Origin of the sequence: Microbacterium sp. CFBP9034, assembly GCF_034045255.1 — a bacterium.
Classification (GTDB): domain Bacteria; phylum Actinomycetota; class Actinomycetes; order Actinomycetales; family Microbacteriaceae; genus Microbacterium.
This window is the reverse complement of the sequence record NZ_JAXCWC010000002.1, coordinates 693,983-711,142: the sequence shown is the minus strand read 5'-3', so window position 1 is coordinate 711,142 and position 17,160 is coordinate 693,983. Positions and strand designations below refer to the sequence as shown.

The window sequence follows — 17,160 nt, the reverse complement described above, 5'->3', positions numbered from 1 at the left end:
CTGGAACGGGTCGGACGGGAAACGACTGGCGAAGGCGGCTGCGTGGCTACCTCAGCGAGTCGAGCTCATCCTGCGCGAGCAGGATCTGCTCATCCGTGAGGGGTACGAATAGCGCGCGTTCGGCGATGTCCCACGCGTTCTCCACGTAGAAGTCGACGAATGCCTTCACGTGCGACTTGTCGGCGTACGAAGCGTTGTTGACGTAGATGAACAGCGAACGACTGAGCGGTGCATAGCTGCCGTCCTGGACGGTGTCGGTGCTCGGGGACACGCCGTCTACCGACGCCGCGACGATGTCGCCTTCGTTCTCTTCGACGTAGCTGAGGCCGAGGAAGCCGATCGCACCGATGTCCTCGCGAACCCCGGCGACCGTGTTGTTGTCGTCTTCAGAGGCGTTGTAGTCCCCACGGATGGCACCTTCTTCGCCGTTCACCGCCACGGTGAAGAAGTCGAGTGTTCCGGAGTCGCTGCCCGGGCCGAAGAGCGCGAGCGGCTGGTCGGGGAACGCGGGGTTCACCTGATTCCAGTTGGTGACTTCACCTTCCGATTCCGGCGCCCAGATGGAAGCGAGCTGCTCGAGGGTCAAATCGGTCGCCCAGTCGTTCTCCGGATTCACGATGACGGAAAGCCCGTCGTTTGCGACGAGGATCTCGGTGAAGTCGACACCCGCGTCCGCGCACTTCGAGGCCTCGTCGTCCGAGATCGGGCGCGAGGCGTTCGAGATGTCAGTGATGCCGGAGCAAAGGGACCGGAATCCCGCACTCGTGCCCGTCGACGTGTTCTTGATCTCGACGTCCGGTTCGACACCGACGAACAGGTGACGCGCAGCGGCGGTCAGCGGTGCAACCGTCGACGAGCCGTCCGCGAGAACCGTGCCGGTGAGCCCACGCGAGCTCCCATCCGCCTCGCCAGCGCACCCGGAGAGCAGCATCGCGACTGGAATCATCGCCGATGCCGTCACCAAAGTCCTTCGCCGCATCGTCCATTTCGACAGCCCGAATCCCGACCCCGCCGACGGCGTGCTCATCACGCGCCTTTGGTCTGTACGAGGTCGGCGAGGAGCGCTTCGATGCGTGCCCGGATGTCATCCCTGATGGGGCGCACGGCCTCGATGCCTTGGCCGGCGGGGTCGTCGAGCTCCCAGTCCTCGTAGCGCTTGCCGGGGAAGATCGGGCACGCGTCACCGCAGCCCATGGTGATAACGACGTCAGACTCCTTGACGGCATCGACCGTCAGGATCTTGGGGGTGTTGTTGCTGATGTCGATGCCCTCTTCGGCCATCGCCTCCACAGCCACCGGGTTGATCGTGTCCTTCGGGGCCGACCCAGCCGAGAGCACCTCAATGGCATCTCCGCCCAGGGCGCGCAGATAGCCGGCGGCCATCTGCGAACGACCGGCGTTGTGGACGCACACGAACAGAACGGTGGGCTTGTGGGCCATGGTGGTCTCGCTTTCTCTCTTGTCGAAAGCATAGACCACGATCTATTGATCGGAGAACCCTAATCCGAACTCTCCGGAACCAGCTCCGCCAACAGCCCTCGCACTCGAACTTCGATGTCATCGCGGATCGTCCGCACGCGCTCGAGCGACTGACCCACCGGATCTTCGATGTCCCAATCGAGGTACCGCCGACCGGGATAGATGGGACAGGCGTCACCGCAGCCCATGGTGATGACGACATCTGCAGCACGCACGGCCTCGTCGGTAAGTGGCTTGGGGAACTCTCCGCCGAGGGGCACACCGATCTCGTCGAGCGCTGTGACAACCGTGTGGCGCACATCTGAGGCCGGAGCCGATCCCGCCGTGTTCACGACCAATTTGTCGCCGGCGAGTTGTCGGAGTATCCCTGCGGCGAGCTGCGAGCGTCCGGCGTTCTGGACGCACACGAAGAGCACGGTGGGGACGTCCGTAGTGACGGACTGCGTTCGGCTGAGCGCTTCCAGCCGGGCGGCGGCGAACGCAGCTGTTCGGCTTGCAAGCATCGAGGACTGCGATCCGCGGGCGAGCAGCTCGTGGCTCTCCTCGACGTTCGCCCGGACTGTCTCAGCGCCGAAGGTGCCGCGGAAGCGAGTGATGAGGTCGCTTGTGATCCGGTCGAGGTCTGGCGAGGACGATCGCGGGCCGTCTCCGAGCAGCGCGTCGACTCGCTCGGCGTGCTCGGGGGCGACTGAGTACCAGACGCGCCGACCGTCAGGCTCGCGCCTCACGACACCGTCCTCACGCAGCGCCTTCATATGATGACTGACGGTGGGTTGGCGCAGGTCGAGCGCCTCCGCGAGTCGGCCGACGAGCGCTCGGCCATCCTCGGATTCTCGGATCAGGCGGAGAATGCGCGCGCGCGTAGGATCACCGAGGGTGGTGAGGTCTCCGGCATCCGCGGGCCGATTCATAGATATCAGCCTATCTACTGCCGGACCCCCGGGCTCAGAGGTCGGGAAGCAGCACCCGTGTTCCGAGGTGCCGGCGGATTGTCGCGTCGTTCATCGGATCAGCCGTCGCGCGAGGTGCGGCGCTCGATCAGGATGGTGTCGCGCCACTGCCCCGCATGCGGGCCGACCCCGGACTTGGCGATGCGTTCCCGCCTGCCGACGACGCGGAACCCGGCCGCTTCGTGCAGCTTCAGGCTCGCCGCGTTCTCGGGGAAGACGCTCGACTGGATCGTCCAGATCCCGGCCTCATCCGCCGCCTCGACGAACGCGTGGAGCAGCAGTCGGCCGATGCCCTGCCCGCGCGCGCTGCGGTCGATGTAGACGGAGTGCTCGACGACGCCGCAGTAGGCGGGGCGTGTTGAGACGGCGGATGCCGCGACCCAGCCGAGAACCGCGTCGCGCTCATCCACGGCCACGATGCGCATCTGCGCGAGCTTTCCTGCGTCGAAGGCCTCCCAGGACGGGGTGGCGACCTCGAAGGTCGCCTCGCCGTCCTCGATGCCCTGCGCGTAGATCTTCTGAACGGCCGGCCAGTCGCCCGCTGTCATCTCACGAAGCCGGATCACGAGCAGCAGCCGCCTCCGTCGCTCACGTCCGTGGAGCACACGCCCGTCGCCGGCAGCACTAGTTCGACCTGGGCCGCCGAGGCGGTGTCACCCGCCAGCCAGGCTGTGACCGACCTCACCTGCTCGTATCCCGTTGCCAGGAGGAACGTAGGGGCACGACCGTAAGACTTCATCCCGACGATGAAGAACCCCTGCTCCGGGTGAGTGAGCTCCCGGAAGCCGTGAGGCTCCACGGTTCCGCACGAGTGGACGTTCGGGTCGATGAGCGGGGCGAGACGCTTCGGTGCCTCGACGATGTCATCGAGTTCGAGCCGGATCTCGCGGAGCATATCGAGGTTCGGCCGGAAGCCGGTGGCGTTGACGACGACATCGGCGCGGTGTGCGACGACTTCGCCGCGGCGGTGGCCGACGAGTTCGACGCCGTCGGCGACTCGGCGTCCGCGGATGATCTCGAAGCCGTCCAGAACCGCGATCCGGCCGTCGGCGACCGCCTGATCCACCCGGCTGCCGAGACGCGCGCGATCGGCGAGCTCGTCGTCGGCGGAAGAAGAGACACGTACCGCCTGGGCATTGCGGATCAGCCAGGTCACGGTCGTGCCCGGCTCCTGACGTGCCAGCTCGGCCAGCCCCAGGAGGGTGTTCGCGGCAGAGTGACCTGCGCCGACCACAGTCGTGTGGCGACCAGCGAACAGCACGCGATCGCGGCCCAGGACGTCGGGCAGCGCCGCGGTGACCGCATCGGCGATCTCCGACATGCCGAGAAGTTCGAGACCGCTGGACGACAGCGAGTTCGGTGTGCGGTAGGTGCCGGAGGCGTCGATCACAGCCCGAGCCGCGACGTCCTCGATGTCGCCGTCCTCGGTGCGGATGCGCACCGCGAACGGAGTGGCGGCGCGTGCGCGGGTGCGGGTGCGATCCATCCCTTCGCGCGTCACCCCGAGCACCTCGACCCCGGTGCGCACGCGGGAGGCGATCGCCTCGACCTCGGCCAGCGGGGCGACGTACTTCTCCACCAGCTCGGCCCCCGTAGGCGCACGCTCGGGGTCCGGCGATTCCCAGCCGTCAGCTTCGAGCAGTCGCCGGGAGGCCGGGTCGACCAGATGCTTCCACGGCGAGAAGAGGCGCGTGTGGCCCCACGATCGCACGCTCGACGCGATTTCGTCCCCAGCTTCGAAGACGACGAAGTCGATGCCGCGCTCGACGAGGTTGGCGGCGGCAGCGAGGCCGATCGGGCCAGCGCCGATGATGACGACAGGAAGAGCGGACACGCGGTCGGTGTCGACGACGCGGGGTGTCAGGTCGAGCAGGGTCACAGCATCCTCCGATGGATATCGATGAACTTCGATGCTCGATTCTGCATCGGTCTATCGACAGCTGTCAATATCGACTATCTTCGATATATGACCGCGATGCTGCCCGTGACCGATGTCACCGCCGAGGCGTGCTGCACCCCTCTGGTCCGTGAGCCGCTGACCGCCGCCGAAGCAGATCAGCTGGCCACGACGATGAAGGCCCTGGCCGATCCGACCAGGTTGCGCCTGCTGTCCATCGTGGCGGCGTCCGAGGATTCGGAGGCGTGCGTCTGCGATCTGATCGAACCGGTCGGGCTGAGCCAGCCGACGGTGTCGCATCACCTCAAGATCCTCACCGCCGCCGGGTTCCTCACCCGCAGCAAGCGGGGGACGTGGGCCTACTTCACGCTCGTTCCGGGCGCGCTCGACCGCGTCTCGCAGCTTCTCGTCGCCTCGTGAGCCGGACCGTTCGAGCCGCCACGGGAGAATTCCTCGGCAGCGCAGGACTTGCCGCGGTCGTCGTCGGATCCGGGATCGCCGCGCAGCGCCTTTCGCCGAACGACGTCGGCCTCCAGCTCTTCGAGAACGCATTCGCCACCGCGCTCGGCCTCGCGGTGCTCATCGTCGTCTTCGCCACGGTCTCGGGCGCTCACTTCAACCCCGTCGTGACGCTCGTGGACATCGCCCTGCACCGGCGGCGCTGGTCGACCGCCGCTGTCTACCTTCCGGTGCAGATCCTCGGATGCGTCGCCGGTGCGGTCCTCGCGAACGTCATGTTCGCCGCCCCCGCCGTCGCGTGGAGCACCACCGATCGGTCAGGTTGGCCCCTGCTGCTGTCCGAGGTCATCGCGACCGCAGGCCTCATACTCGTCATCTTCGCCCTCGTCCGCACCGGCCGCTCGCATCTCGCGGCGCCTGCGGTCGGCGCGTACATCGGCGCCGCGTACTTCTTCACGTCGTCGACCAGCTTCGCCAACCCGGCGATCACGATCGGGCGGATGTTCACCGACACCTTCGCCGGCATCGCGCCGACGTCCGCGCTTCCCTTCATCGCCGCCCAGCTCATCGGTGCCGCACTCGGCCTCGCGGTCGTCCGCACGCTCTTTCCTGTTGCCGCGGCCGGTGACGTCGTCGCGCGAGGCTGACCTCCCAGCCAGAGCCGCTCGGCTAGCGTCATGGGTATGACCGATGCCGCTGACCTGCGATCCCTCGCCCGCGACGCCTATACCTTCGGCTACGCGATGGTCGAGAACTACCGCACCCTGTACGAGCAGGCGGTGGATGCCGACGACTCCCGCTTCACGGGCGGGTTCGGCGGGTTCCGGCACTATTCCGAGCCCTTCACGCCCCACAACACCGACATCGTCACCCCGAACAACGACACCCCGTACTCGTGGGGGTGGTTCGATCTCCGGGCCGAACCGTGGGTGATCAGTGTGCCTGCCATCGACCGGTTCTACATCCTCCCTTTCCACGACCTGTATACGGTGTACGCCGGGTATGTCAGCGCGGCCACTACGGGGACAGCCGCCGGCACCTACCTCCTGGCCGGCCCGTCCTGGAACGGCATCACTCCCGAGGGATTCGACGGGGTGATCACCGCCTCGACGGACTTCGTCGGATGCCTCGGCCGCACCGCGTTCACCGACGACGACCTCGGCGAGCTCCGCCGCATCCAGCAGTCCTACGGCGCCACGCCGCTGCACGTCTTCCAGGGCAGCGCGGCCCCTGCGATCGAGCCGGTCACGTGGCCGGAGTGGGACGAAGCGGCTGCCACCGACGTCCGCTTCTATGACTACCTCGACCACCTCCTCCGGTTCGCTCCCGTCCTCGCCGAAGACCGTGACATCCGGGATCGGATGGCCGCCGCGGGACTCGACGGCAGCGGAACATTCCGCACCGCCGCACTCGACGCTGCGGAGAGAGCTGACTTCGAGGCGGGCCTCGCTGACGGCATCGCCCACCTCGACGACGTCGCATCCCGCACGGCGAGCTCGACAGGGCTGTTCGGCACCCGCGAGGAGATGGCGGGGGCTTATGACCAGCGCAACGTGGGTGCGAAGAAGGGCCTGTATGGACTCCCCCCGGCCATCGCCTGGTACGGGGGCTGGCTCGTCGACTCCGCCGGCAATCGGATCACCGGCGAAACGGACTACACCCTCACGTTCTCGGCCGAGCAGCTCCCGCGGGCCCGCTTCTTCTGGTCAGCGACGCTCTACACCCTCCCGCAGCGGCTGCTGAGCGCCAATGAGATCGACCGGTACTCCATCGGCGACCGCACCCCGGGGATCCGGTACGCGGACGACGGATCCCTCACCCTCTACCTTCAGCATCGACGCCCGGCAGATCCTGTGCACGCAGCCAACTGGCTTCCCTCGCCCGAGGGTCCCTTCACGGTCATCATCCGCGCCTACGGCGGCGACTCCGACATCGCCGAAGGCACCTACCGCCTCCCGCCCATCACTCCCGCCTGAGAACGATGGCACGAACGGTGAAGGACAGGGTGTCCGCGGCGGCACCCGCTGCCGGGCGAGGTGACTGGCGGAGCCTGGTGTCGCGCTCGACGGTCGTGACACTCGCGGTGGGGTGGTCCGCGACGATCTTCTTCCTCACGATCGGCCACGAGTGGGTGGCGCATCCGCCGAATGCCGGCGTCGCGGTCGCCTGCTTCGTGCTGATCCTCGCCGCCATCATGGTCGCCGCCTTCGGGGTGGTCCGCCACGCCGAGCACCTCGCGGAGAAGGTGGGCGAGCCGTTCGGCACGCTGATCCTCACCCTCACGGTGGTGGTGATCGAGGTCGTCCTGATCGCCTCCATCATGCTGGGCCCGGGAGGTTCGGCGACGATCGGACGCGATTCGCTGTTCGCCGTGATGATGATCATCGTGAACGGCGTGCTGGGGCTCACGATCCTGCTGGGGGCGATCAGATTCGGACCACAGCGCTACAACATGGAGGGGGCGTCGATCTATCTCGCGATGATCGCCGCTCTCTCGCTGTGCACGCTTGTCCTGCCGAGCTTCCTCGCCTCCACGGATGACGGCAGCCTCGTCCCGCTGCAGTCGATCGGCCTCGCCGTGCTGTCCGCGGCGCTGTACGCCTTCTTCCTGTACATGCAGACCGGCACCGACCGAGCGCTCTATCTTCAGCCGCTCCCGGAGCTCGCCCTCGTCGCCCGCACCCCGGCGCCGGCGACCCGCGACAAGGTGTCGGCCCGCGAACTGACGCTCCGCACGGTGCTGCTCATCGCCACGGTGCTGCCGATCATCCTTCTCGCCCACGACCTCGGAATCCTGGTCGATCTCGGCATCGGACTCACCGGCGCGCCCGTCGCGCTGGGCGGCGTGATCATCGCGATCATCGTCTTCACACCCGAGGCCATCACCGCCGTGCGCGCGGCACTGGCCGATCAGAACCAGCGGGCTTTGAACCTCGGCCTCGGCGCCTTCGTGTCGACGGTGGGACTCACCATCCCCGCGATCCTCGTGATCGGGCTCGTGACCGGCCAGCCCGTGATCCTCGGCGAATCGCCCGCGAACATGGTGCTCATCTGCATCACGCTGGTGATGACGCTGATCACCTATTTCGCACCGCGCACGACCGCCGTCCACGGGGCCGTCCACCTCATGCTCTTCGGGGTGTACGCGATCCTGCTCTTCGCCCCGTGAACGACCCGCTCGGTGACGGCCTCGTGACTCACGCCTCGAAATCCTCCGGCTCGACGTCGTCGAGGAACCGCTTGAACTCGTCGAGACTCTCGGCGGCATCGGTCTCGGTGAGCACGTCGGGCACGCCGGCCTCGCCCATCACCTCGTCCGCCACCCAGATGCCCGCGCCCACGCGCGTGGCGAGGGCCACGGCATCCGACGGTCTCGCATCGACGATGCGATCGCCGAGCGCTGTCGAGAGAGTGATCTCCGCGTAGAACGTGCCGTCGTCGATGCGGGTGACCTCGACCCGCGTGACCTCGGCTCCGAGAGTCGTGATGAGCGTGCGCATGAGGTCGTGCGCGAGCGGTCGCGGCACCGGAGCCTTCTCGACCGCCACGAGGATCGAGGTGGCCTCGAGCTGACCGATCCAGATGGGGAGCACCTCGCCGGAGCCGGGGATTTCGTCGATGGGCTTGAGGAGCACGACATGCTGCCCCGACGCGTCCAGCGCCACCCCTGCCACACGTACCTGCACCATCACGCCTCCCTCCGTCGAAGCGTCGCCTTCAGCCCATCGTAGGCACGGAGGGGGGTCAGACGGCGGCCGGAGTCCACTCCGAGACGCGGTCGAGCTGATCGAGCTCGTCGGCGGACAGCTCGACGCGCGCGCCGTCGAGCAGATCGGCGACCTGATCCACGCGAGACGCGCTGGCGATCGGCGCCGCGACCGTCGGCTGGGCGCGAAGCCACGCGAGCGCGGTCGCCGCGATCGAGACGCCGTGGGTGCGGCCGATCCCCTCGAGGGCGTCGATGATCTGGAGGCCCTGGGTCGTGGCGTAGGCCGAGGCGCCGGCCGCGCGCGGCGAGCTGTGCGCCGAGGCATCCGTCGACCGGTACTTGCCGGTGAGGAACCCCTTGGCGAGCGCGAAGTAGGGCACGAGGCTCAGGTCGAACTCCTGGGCGAGGGGGACGATGTGCTCCTCGACGTCATTGCGGTGCACGAGGTTGTAGTGCGGCTGGACGGCCACGGGCCGGGCGACACCGAGCTCGTCCGCGATCCGGATCCACTCGCGGATGCGCTCGGCACTGTAGTTCGAGACCGCGGTGTAGCGCACGAGGCCCTCGGTCACGAGCGCCCCGAAAGCCGCGACGGTCTCCTCCAGCGGCACCGACTCGTCGTCGAAGTGCGCGTAGTAGAGGTCGATCGCCTCGACGCCGAGACGGGTGACGGATGCCTCGGCCGCCGCTCGCACGTTGGCGCCGGCGAGTCCCTTGAACTCCGGGTGCTGGCTCACCTTCGTCGCCACCACGACGCCTTCGGGGCGGCGGGACGCGAGCCATTCGCCGATGATCCGCTCGCTGTCGCCGCCCGAGTTGCCGGGCACCCAGGCGCTGTACGAGTCGGCGGTGTCGATGAAGTCGCCGCCGCCGGCGGTGAAGGCGTCGAGGATCGCGAACGAGGCGTCGCGGTCGGCCGTCCAGCCGAACACGTTGCCGCCGAGGGAGAGGGGAAGGACATCCAGGGAGCTGCTGCCGATGCGGGTCATGCTCCGAGTCAACCCCGCCAGGCGGCTCGATGTTCCGGCGATGACGGCGGATGACGGTCTGGCAGGCGGGCGCGCACGCGCCTAGCCTGGGGCGATGACCGCGTCCGGCGCACTCCCCGACACCGACCGCCAGACCGCAGCGGGCAAGGTGCTGTGGCACTTCACGATGTCGCTCGACGGCTTCGTCGCGGGACCCGGCCACTCCATGGGCTGGATGACGGGCTTCACCCATCGGCCGGGACTGACCGACGAGTACGTCGAGACGACGGGCGCGATCCTCGGCGGGCGGGACGGGTGGGATGCCTACCCCGACGTGAGCGCGACCTACGGTGGGCGCTGGCAGGGCCACACCTTCGTGCTCACGCACCACCCCGAGGATGCCGGAACCGTCGAGGGCGTGACCTTCCTGAACTGCGACGTGGGCGAGGCGGTGCGCCTCGGCCTCGAGGCTGCCGCCGGGAAGAACCTCGAGATCCTCTCCCCCACGATCGGGCGCCAGGCGCTGGAGCGCGGGCTCGTCGACGAGGTCGAGCTGCACATCGCCCCGGTGCTGCTCGGCGACGGGGTGCGCCTCTACGACAACCCGGGCGGCGCCCCGATCCCGCTCGAGCTGCTCAACGGCGGAGGCTCCTCGCTGGCGGTCAACCTGCGCTATCGCCCCCGCCCGGCAGGCTGAGCCGCATTCATTCACCGGAATGGATGCCACGGGCGTACCGTTGCACCCGACATGGAGCGCTTCGGAACCCTCTCGTTCGGACACTACGGACCCCTCGGTGGCGGACGTCAGCTCACCGCTGCCGACTCGATGCTGCAGGCCATCGACCTCGCGCAGGGCATGGACGACCTCGGCGTCGACGGCGCGTACTTCCGGGTGCACCACTTCGCGCGGCAGCAGTCGTCGCCGATGCCGCTTCTCGCGGCCATCGCGGCGAGGACCCGGCGCATCGAGGTCGGCACCGGCGTCATCGACATGCGCTACGAGAACCCCCTGTACCTCGCCGAGGAAGCGGCATCCGTCGATCTCATCTCGGGCGGCCGACTCGCGCTCGGGGTCAGCCGCGGCTCACCCGAGACGGTCGTCAAGGGGTACGAGGCCTTCGGCTACACCGGCTCGGCCGACCCGCGCGGCGCGGACCTCGCCCGCGATCACTTCGACCTGTTCCTCCGGGCGATCGAGGGCGAAGGGCTGGCGGAACGGGATGCCTCCTCCCCGTTCGGCGCCGGCGCCACAGGGCTGCAGCGCATCGAGCCGCACTCCCCCGGGCTGCGCTCGCGCATCTGGTGGGGAGCCGGCAACCGCGACTCGGCGGAGTGGGCCGGGCGCGTGGGCGTGAACCTGATGTCCTCGACGCTGCTGACCTCTGCTGACGGCCGGCCGTTCGACATCCTGCAGGCCGAGCAGATCGACGCCTTCCGGGCCGCGTGGCGCGAGGCGGGCCATACCGGCGAGCCACGGGTGTCGGTGAGCCGCTCGATCTTCCCGCTGGTGACGGCGGAGGATCATCTCTACTTCGGCGGACGCCAGGACGGCGACCAGATCGGCATCATCGACGGGATGCGGTCGACGTTCGGCAAGACGTATGCCGCCGAACCCGACGCGCTCATCGAGCAGCTCCTGAACGACGCGGCGATCCAGTCGGCGGACACGCTGATGCTGACGATCCCGAGTCAGCTCGGCGTCGAGTTCAACCTCCGGGTGATCGAGACGTTCGCGACCCAGGTCGCACCGAGCCTGGGCTGGAAGGGCACGCTCACCGAGGCGTGAGGCCGCTCCCGAGTTCGCCGAGACCCTCGGCGATCACATCGACGAGCAGCGGCGCGTACCGGCCGTCGGGGTCGAGGTCGGGGTCGAAGATCGTCACCGCTGTCCCGACCGCCCTCGGCGCGAGTTCACGGAGCAGCCCGACCAGCTGGTCGGGCGAGAGTCCGCCCGGCGCGGGGCCGTCGACCGCGGGCATGAAGGAGGGATCGAGCACGTCGACGTCGACCTGCAGCCAGTAGCCGGCGTGGTCGGCCACTCGCATGGCGTCGCGGGCGGCCTCGGCGCCGCCGCGACGGATGACGTCGCCTGCGGTCGCAACCGAGCCGAGCGTCGAGCGGACACGCTCGAGGAAGTGGTCGTCGTCGCGGCATCCGATGTGCGCGGTGCGGGTCGCCGCGAAGTACGGCGCCGTTCCGTCGATGTCGGAGATGGCCGGCCAGTGGAGCCCGATCGCCGCGGCGAGGTCTTCGCCGGCCACGCTCGCGCACCAGTCGCTGACGGCCGGGTGGCGGAAGTCGGTGTGTCCGTCGACGTGCACCAGGCCGCGTCCCCGCGGCGCTGCGGTCATCAGACCGGCCCCGATCACGAGGCTGCAGTCTCCGCCGATGACGAGCGGGACGCGCCCCTCGCCGATCACGGCGTCGAGCCGCGCGCCGAGGCGACGCGCGTGGTCGATGATCGCCGCCTCATTGCGCACGTGGCCGGGCGGGCGTGTCGCGTCGTCATCGACGTAGCGCCCGGGGAGGACGACTCCGGCATCCGTCGCTCCTGCGGCCCCGAGGCGGTCGAACAGCCCCGCCGCCCGCAGCGCCTCAGGCGCCTTGGACGTGCCCGGCACACCACCGGGTTCCGGAGGACGCAGCCCGAGGTTCGTGGGGGCGGAGACCAGCGCGATCATCGTGTCAGTCGCCGTCTTCGATCAGATGCAGCTGCGTGCCGTCGGGGTCGATGAGGTACCCCGCTCGCTGGCCCCATTCCTGCAGGGCGACGGGGATGAGGCGCGGGATCCCGACCGTCACTTCCGGCACACCGCTCGCCCGCACCGCCTCATACAGCTGCTCGAGATCGCCCACGCGGATGCTCGCCATGAACCAGCTCTCGTAGGGGTCGTGCTCGGGCGCGAGGAAGAACTCGAGCACGATTCCGCCGCGGCTCAGAATGAGCCACCCGCCGTCGCGGTACGACACCTCGAAGCCGAATCCGCCGTAGAACGCGACCGTGGTGTCGAAGTCGCGTGAGGGGAGGTTGGGCACCGCGCGGTCTGCCATGGCTCCGAACCTACGGCCGAGAGGGGCGCCGAGTGAAGAGGGAGGACGGGCCCGCACCCGAGTGAGGGTGCGGGCCCGTCCTCTTCAGTGCAGCGAGTTCACTTCTTGTTGAGGCTGAACTGCAGGGCGACCGAGTCGTCCAGGTAGGCGCCCGCCACCCCCGGCCACGAGACCGTGAGCGGGTAGTACGCCGGCTTCTGCGTCAGCTTGATCGTCGTCGCTGCGACGCCGCTGGCGTTGGTGGTCGCCGCGACCGACTGGCTGCCGATCGTGAACGTGATCACCTTGCCGGCGAGCGGCCGGCCCAGCGAGTCGGTCAGCTTGGCCGAGACGGCGGTGTCCTTGTTGGGAGCGCCCTTGAGCCCACCGGTGTAGGTGAGCACCGAGGCATCCGCTCCGACCGAGAACGGCTCGTCACCCGACCCGTCCGCCGCGAACAGCACCGATCCCGCGTAGGCGACCGACACCGTGTGCGCACCCGCGAGGACGGGCACGGCATAGCCGAGCGACGCATTGCCGGACGCATTGGTGCTCGCCGTGCCGACCGGCGTGCCGTCGATCGAGAACTGCACCGGCGCGCCGTTGATCGGCGTACCGAACTCGTCCACGAGCGACGCGGTCAGGGTGGTGGGCACCTTGTGGGTGCCCGCATTCGGACCGGTGTAGGCCAGGACCGTCTCGTGTGCGCGCACGTGCACGGTGAACGAACGCGTGGTCTCGCCCCCGTCTTTGTCGCTCACGGTGACCGTGGGGTGACGGTCGCCCACGCTCGCCCACTGATGCGTGGCCGAGGGACCGCCGTTGTCGATCGAGTCGCCGTCGTCGAAGTTCCAGGCGTACGTCAGCGTCGACTGGTCGGCCGCGCCCGGATCCACCGCTTGAGCCTTCAGCGTCAGCGGCTTGCCCCACGCGACAGTGACCGGTGCGCCCGGGATGACCGTGACCTTCGGCGCCGCATTCGCGACGACGACTGTGAAGTCCTTGATGTCGGTGAGCCCGGTCGGATCGGTGACGACGACCTGGCCGGTGTAGACCCCGTCATCGGCGTAGGTGTGCTGCGGAGTGGCCGTGTGTCCGGCACCGCTGCCGTCGCCGAAGTCCCACGAGTACGTGGCACCCGTCGCGCAGGGTCCGGTCGCCGAGGTGGCGAACTGCACCGGAGTGCCTTCGATGTTCTCGGCCGGCACGGTCACCGCCCCGAGGGTCGGGGGCACGTTGTTCGGCTTGATCTCCCCGAAGCCCACGGAGCCGCCCGGACCTGCCATGGTGAGTTCGGCATCGCTCTGCGCGACGGTGATGGTGTCGCTGTAGACCTCGAGGCGGTACCCGGGGAGCGGCGGGACGACGGGCACGATGAATCCCGCCGCGAGCCCGAGCTTGCTGTCGACGTGCAGACCGGGAGTGGATGCCAGCGCACCGAGCGCGTAGTTGAGCGCATCGCCCGCAGGAACCTTGCAGCCGACCCCGAGCGGATCGATCTGCGCCTCCTCGCCGAGGGCGAGGTCGCTGGTCCCCAGTGGCTGGCCGCCGGCACTGGCAGTGCGCAGCGTCGCGAGCGCCTCGGGCGTGACCGTGACGTCGGCGACCATGCTCGCATCGAGGTACGGCAGGCCGTACCCGAAGTCGCTCGGATCGAAGATGCCGACCTCGTCGCTCTCGAGGTGGCAGGCGTACGCCGCTCCGCCGGCGCGCAGCTCGCACGCGCCCGATGCGGTGATCGATTCGGCGAACGAGACGTCGAGGTCGCCGATGTCGGTGGCCAGCGTCAGCGACGCGTTGATGCCGTACGTGATGCTCAACGTTCCCGCGAGGGGTCGCTCATAGTCGACGCTGGGATCGATCTGGCGACCCTGGCGCACGAGGTCCGGATCCCAGTCCACGGCGATGACCGCCGGCTGGCTCCATGACCCGTTCGCGCTGAACGTCGCCTGACCCGACAGGGCGCCCTCGGTGAAGTCGTAGGTCTCGCTTCCGATCGGCCCGGAGCCGCTCAGGTTCGTTGCGACGCCGCCGGTGTCGGCCAGCGCCGGCGACGCGGTGGCGAGCACAGTGCTCGCGGCGAGAACCGCGACGACTGCTGCCGCCACACCGCGTCGACCCGCTGAGCGGGCCCGGGATGCAGTTGATGACATGGTTTGTTACCCCTCCTGTTGCAGCTCCGGGCGGACGCCCGGAACCGGCGAAGCCATGGCCCCGCACGAGGTACGAGGAGCCGGGACCGCTCGGCGATACGCCGCGCAGCCGGAGGCTCGATAGGCACGTGCCCTCATACCCCGGTCGATGCACACCAAGGACAGACGTGCCCTCCTTCCCCTCGCAGCGGATGCACGGACAGAACGCCGTGTTTTCAGGCAGAGGAAGAGGGATGACGCACGGATGCGCACATGTGGTTACCCCCGGTGGTTCGAAAACCGATAACCCGTCGCCCCCACGACGATCCGCCCCGCACGTTACACCCGCCAGGCGGCCGCCGACAGAGGGAGGGCGGTCAGGGCATTCCGGTGACGGCGACCCCGAGCCACTCGGCCAGGTCAGCGATCTCGGCGCGCACCATCTCCTGCTCTTCGGGCTCGAACGGCAGGAACTCGTGCAGGGCGTTCACCCGCAGCACGTCGTGGGCGCGGTCGACCTCGGCGTCCAGCATCCCGACGAATCGGTCGCCCATGAGGATCGGGTGGGCGAAGTAGCCGTACTTGCGCTGCCCCTTCGGCTTGAACTGCTCGAGCACGTAGTCGAACTCGAAGATCTCGCTGAGGCGAGGACGGTCGGAGAGCAGGCTGTCGTACGGAGTCAGGAGCGCGACGCGCCCTCCATCGTCCTCGTCGTCGAGGGCGGCGAGCGCTTCCGGATCGATCCGGAACTTCCACTTGCTGCCTTCTACGGCCGCGGATTCTCCCGCCTCCCCGACCTGCGACCAGGGCGAGCGGTGCTTCGCGATGCCCGCCGCCTGCAGACGGCGCTCGGCGAGCAGGTGCGCTGCCTCGTCCTCCTCGTACTCGGGGAGATCCTGGGGATACACGCGCTCGGCAAGGTCCCACCTGCGGTGCCGGCCTTCACGCCCGGTGATGGCCACTTCGCCGCGGCGCATGAGGAATTCCAGCATGTGCGGCACCTGGTTCGACCCCGACCACCCGTCCGGCGCCCGGCTGACCTGCGAGGTGTCGGGGATCTGCGCGGCGAGGAGCGGCCCTTCCGCCCGCAGCCGGGCGAGCACGTCGTCGCGGAACCCGTGGTTCGCATCGAGCCAGGCGCGACTGCTCTCGCGGCGCGGCCACCGGCGCATCGAGGGGAGCATGAGCGGCAGCAGGCTGACGGGTCGGAACGCGCCGTCGAACTCGAACAGGAGCCGGTCGATCTCGACGGCCTTCTGCAGCTGCCCGGGTTCGTACGACCAGCCGATGCGGGACCACAGGACGGTGTGCTCGCACGGTGCGATCGTGGCGGTCGGGTCGATCTTGATGTAGCCGAGCTGCTCGCCCACCTCCACCGCGTCGCCGGGCCGCGCGGCGTCGAGCAGCTGGGCGCGCACGACGATGCGGCGGGCCTGCTCGCGTGTGAGGCGGTGCGTCACGAGGTCGAGGCTAGCCCAGGGCGTGACCGGGCATCGCCTAGGCTGGCGCGACGCGACCGCGCCGTCGCGGACCCCTAACCCCCCGAGGAGTCGATGTGAGCGACACCATCGCCGATGTGTCGGAAGCGCCTGCGGTGACCAGGTCGACTCTGGCCCACTGGGCGTGTGCGGCGATCGGGGTGGCCGCGGCGCTCCTCGGCCTGCTGCCCTGGCTGGGGACCGGCATGCGACTGCCGCTGCAGAACCTGTGGGCCGTCTCGACCATGCCGGAGGACATGCCGCTCGTCGCACTGCCGTTCAGCCAGTACTACCTGAGCCAACTGTTCGGTCTGCTCGTGACCGGATCCGTGGTCGCCGGGATCGCGGCGCGTGCGACTCGGGCGCGGCTGCCGCGCGGTGGATTCGGACTGCTGGTGTTCGGCCTCCTCATCATTCAGGTCGGCGCGACCGCGCAGTCCGCCGTGACGGTGCGCGCCGGGTTGCAGGACCGGACGGAGTCGACCCTTTATCTCGTCGTGGTCGTCGCCGTGTGCGCCCTGTCGATCGCCGTGGGCGCGGGCGTCGTGGCCCTGGTCGCTCGTGCGCCGCGAGCGGGGGCGCTGCTCGGTCTGACGATCGGCTCCCTCGCGGCCGGAGCCTGGCTCAGCGCAGTGCTGCGGCCGCTCACCATGATGTCGTCCGAGGGTGCGTATGCAATCGTCACCGCGGTGCAGTGGGTCCCGCCGGTACTCGTCGGTGTCGCGATCGCCTGGGCCGGGCTGAACACGGTCGGACGCGTCGTCGCCGCCCTCGCCAGCCTCGTTCTGCTCTGGATCGTCCCAGCGCTGATCACCGGCGTCACCAGCGCCGCCGGCAGCCGGGTGCTCGCCCATGAGCCGCAGCAGATGATCGAGTACGCCGTGCAGGTGTTCTCCGCGGCGCTCTTGCTGCCGGAGCTGGCCATGCCGCCCGTGCTCGTCGCCGTCGTGGTCGCGGCGATGGGGCTGGGTGTGCGGTGGGTGGTCGCGCGTCGTCGGAGCCGCGCCCAGCTCTGAGCCGTCCCGGGCCTCCGCCGCGCCGCCTTCAGCCGGCATCCC

18 protein-coding genes are annotated in these 17,160 nt (G+C 69.0%); 7 read left to right on the top strand and 11 right to left on the bottom strand.

Annotated features, from left to right (window positions below; all coding sequences use genetic code 11):
* Window positions 1–46 precede the first annotated feature (46 nt).
* The 5 genes from SOM19_RS14560 to SOM19_RS14540 all read right to left on the bottom strand — a co-directional run bounded on the left by SOM19_RS14560 (window position 47) and on the right by SOM19_RS14540 (window position 4,308).
* A complete protein-coding gene (locus SOM19_RS14560; protein ID WP_320487316.1) occupies window positions 47–1,027 on the bottom strand; it encodes a PstS family phosphate ABC transporter substrate-binding protein in 981 nt (326 codons plus the stop codon).
* Window positions 1,027–1,440 carry an arsenate reductase ArsC gene (locus SOM19_RS14555; RefSeq protein WP_320487747.1) on the bottom strand — a complete coding sequence of 138 codons (414 nt, stop codon included), beginning with the start codon at window positions 1,438–1,440 and terminating at the stop codon, window positions 1,027–1,029. The genes SOM19_RS14560 and SOM19_RS14555 overlap by 1 nt, the downstream gene beginning before the upstream one ends.
* 59 nt (window positions 1,441–1,499) lie before the next feature.
* Complete coding sequence (locus SOM19_RS14550; RefSeq protein WP_320487315.1) at window positions 1,500–2,390, bottom strand: metalloregulator ArsR/SmtB family transcription factor; 891 nt, start codon at window positions 2,388–2,390, stop codon at window positions 1,500–1,502.
* Between the two features lie 98 nt (window positions 2,391–2,488).
* Entirely contained in the window at window positions 2,489–2,977 is a 489-nt protein-coding gene (locus SOM19_RS14545) for a GNAT family N-acetyltransferase (RefSeq protein ID WP_320487746.1), read from the bottom strand.
* A gap of 14 nt (window positions 2,978–2,991) precedes the next feature.
* Window positions 2,992–4,308: an NAD(P)-binding domain-containing protein gene (locus SOM19_RS14540; RefSeq protein WP_320487314.1), complete on the bottom strand. Its 1,317-nt coding sequence runs from the start codon at window positions 4,306–4,308 to the stop codon at window positions 2,992–2,994.
* An 87-nt stretch (window positions 4,309–4,395) separates the two neighbouring features.
* Between SOM19_RS14540 and SOM19_RS14535 the strand changes: the two genes are divergently transcribed.
* Genes SOM19_RS14535 through SOM19_RS14520 form a run of 4 tightly spaced genes read left to right on the top strand, consistent with a single transcriptional unit; the run spans window position 4,396 to window position 7,954 of the window.
* Window positions 4,396–4,746 carry a metalloregulator ArsR/SmtB family transcription factor gene (locus SOM19_RS14535; RefSeq protein WP_320487745.1) on the top strand — a complete coding sequence of 117 codons (351 nt, stop codon included), beginning with the start codon at window positions 4,396–4,398 and terminating at the stop codon, window positions 4,744–4,746.
* A complete protein-coding gene (locus tag SOM19_RS14530; RefSeq protein WP_320487313.1) occupies window positions 4,743–5,432 on the top strand; it encodes an aquaporin in 690 nt (229 codons plus the stop codon). The genes SOM19_RS14535 and SOM19_RS14530 overlap by 4 nt, the downstream gene beginning before the upstream one ends.
* A 36-nt stretch (window positions 5,433–5,468) precedes the next feature.
* The gene (locus tag SOM19_RS14525) at window positions 5,469–6,761 is read left to right on the top strand and encodes a DUF1254 domain-containing protein (RefSeq protein ID WP_320487312.1); all 1,293 of its coding nucleotides are present in this window, start codon (window positions 5,469–5,471) and stop codon (window positions 6,759–6,761) included.
* Between the two features lie 5 nt (window positions 6,762–6,766).
* Window positions 6,767–7,954, top strand: a complete 1,188-nt coding sequence (locus tag SOM19_RS14520; protein ID WP_320487311.1) for a calcium:cation antiporter — start codon at window positions 6,767–6,769, stop codon at window positions 7,952–7,954.
* Between the two features lie 28 nt (window positions 7,955–7,982).
* Here SOM19_RS14520 and SOM19_RS14515 read toward each other — a convergent pair whose 3' ends face one another.
* The gene (locus SOM19_RS14515; protein ID WP_320487310.1) at window positions 7,983–8,474 is read right to left on the bottom strand and encodes a bifunctional nuclease family protein; all 492 of its coding nucleotides are present in this window, start codon (window positions 8,472–8,474) and stop codon (window positions 7,983–7,985) included.
* Window positions 8,475–8,529: 55 nt separating this feature from the next.
* The gene (locus SOM19_RS14510; protein ID WP_320487309.1) at window positions 8,530–9,483 is read right to left on the bottom strand and encodes an aldo/keto reductase; all 954 of its coding nucleotides are present in this window, start codon (window positions 9,481–9,483) and stop codon (window positions 8,530–8,532) included.
* Window positions 9,484–9,577: 94 nt separating this feature from the next.
* Here SOM19_RS14510 and SOM19_RS14505 point away from each other — a divergent pair, with 94 nt between their 5' ends.
* Together SOM19_RS14505 and SOM19_RS14500 are read left to right on the top strand one after the other, a co-directional pair.
* Window positions 9,578–10,159, top strand: coding sequence for a dihydrofolate reductase family protein (locus tag SOM19_RS14505; RefSeq protein ID WP_320487308.1), 582 nt, complete (start codon window positions 9,578–9,580; stop codon window positions 10,157–10,159).
* 51 nt (window positions 10,160–10,210) lie between these two features.
* Window positions 10,211–11,248, top strand: coding sequence for an LLM class flavin-dependent oxidoreductase (locus SOM19_RS14500; protein WP_320487307.1), 1,038 nt, complete (start codon window positions 10,211–10,213; stop codon window positions 11,246–11,248).
* Here the strand turns inward: SOM19_RS14500 and SOM19_RS14495 are convergent.
* From SOM19_RS14495 to SOM19_RS14480, 4 genes are all read right to left on the bottom strand, one after another.
* Window positions 11,235–12,143 (bottom strand): arginase family protein, encoded by a 909-nt coding sequence (locus SOM19_RS14495; protein WP_320487306.1) that lies wholly within the window; start codon window positions 12,141–12,143, stop codon window positions 11,235–11,237. The two genes, SOM19_RS14500 and SOM19_RS14495, sit on opposite strands and share 14 nt — an antisense overlap.
* Window positions 12,144–12,147: 4 nt before the next feature.
* The gene (locus SOM19_RS14490; RefSeq protein WP_320487305.1) at window positions 12,148–12,513 is read right to left on the bottom strand and encodes a bleomycin resistance protein; all 366 of its coding nucleotides are present in this window, start codon (window positions 12,511–12,513) and stop codon (window positions 12,148–12,150) included.
* A gap of 98 nt (window positions 12,514–12,611) precedes the next feature.
* Window positions 12,612–14,600: a PKD domain-containing protein gene (locus SOM19_RS14485; RefSeq protein WP_320487304.1), complete on the bottom strand. Its 1,989-nt coding sequence runs from the start codon at window positions 14,598–14,600 to the stop codon at window positions 12,612–12,614.
* 401 nt (window positions 14,601–15,001) lie between these two features.
* On the bottom strand, window positions 15,002–16,084 hold the full coding sequence (locus SOM19_RS14480; protein WP_320487303.1) for a DNA glycosylase AlkZ-like family protein: 1,083 nt from the start codon (window positions 16,082–16,084) through the stop codon (window positions 15,002–15,004).
* Window positions 16,085–16,179: 95 nt separating this feature from the next.
* On the opposite strand from SOM19_RS14480, the gene SOM19_RS14475 reads away from it, so the two are divergent.
* A complete protein-coding gene (locus SOM19_RS14475) occupies window positions 16,180–17,118 on the top strand; it encodes a hypothetical protein (protein ID WP_320487302.1) in 939 nt (312 codons plus the stop codon).
* Window positions 17,119–17,160 lie beyond the last annotated feature (42 nt).

Coding starts and splice junctions, on each gene's coding strand:
- SOM19_RS14560 (WP_320487316.1), bottom strand. CDS start 1,027: ATGAGCACGCCGTCGGCGGGGTCGGGATTCGGGCTGTCGAAATGGACG.
- SOM19_RS14555 (WP_320487747.1), bottom strand. CDS start 1,440: ATGGCCCACAAGCCCACCGTTCTGTTCGTGTGCGTCCACAACGCCGGT.
- SOM19_RS14550 (WP_320487315.1), bottom strand. CDS start 2,390: ATGAATCGGCCCGCGGATGCCGGAGACCTCACCACCCTCGGTGATCCT.
- SOM19_RS14545 (WP_320487746.1), bottom strand. CDS start 2,977: ATGACAGCGGGCGACTGGCCGGCCGTTCAGAAGATCTACGCGCAGGGC.
- SOM19_RS14535 (WP_320487745.1), top strand. CDS start 4,396: ATGACCGCGATGCTGCCCGTGACCGATGTCACCGCCGAGGCGTGCTGC.
- SOM19_RS14525 (WP_320487312.1), top strand. CDS start 5,469: ATGACCGATGCCGCTGACCTGCGATCCCTCGCCCGCGACGCCTATACC.
- SOM19_RS14520 (WP_320487311.1), top strand. CDS start 6,767: ATGGCACGAACGGTGAAGGACAGGGTGTCCGCGGCGGCACCCGCTGCC.
- SOM19_RS14515 (WP_320487310.1), bottom strand. CDS start 8,474: ATGGTGCAGGTACGTGTGGCAGGGGTGGCGCTGGACGCGTCGGGGCAG.
- SOM19_RS14510 (WP_320487309.1), bottom strand. CDS start 9,483: ATGACCCGCATCGGCAGCAGCTCCCTGGATGTCCTTCCCCTCTCCCTC.
- SOM19_RS14505 (WP_320487308.1), top strand. CDS start 9,578: ATGACCGCGTCCGGCGCACTCCCCGACACCGACCGCCAGACCGCAGCG.
- SOM19_RS14500 (WP_320487307.1), top strand. CDS start 10,211: ATGGAGCGCTTCGGAACCCTCTCGTTCGGACACTACGGACCCCTCGGT.
- SOM19_RS14495 (WP_320487306.1), bottom strand. CDS start 12,143: ATGATCGCGCTGGTCTCCGCCCCCACGAACCTCGGGCTGCGTCCTCCG.
- SOM19_RS14490 (WP_320487305.1), bottom strand. CDS start 12,513: ATGGCAGACCGCGCGGTGCCCAACCTCCCCTCACGCGACTTCGACACC.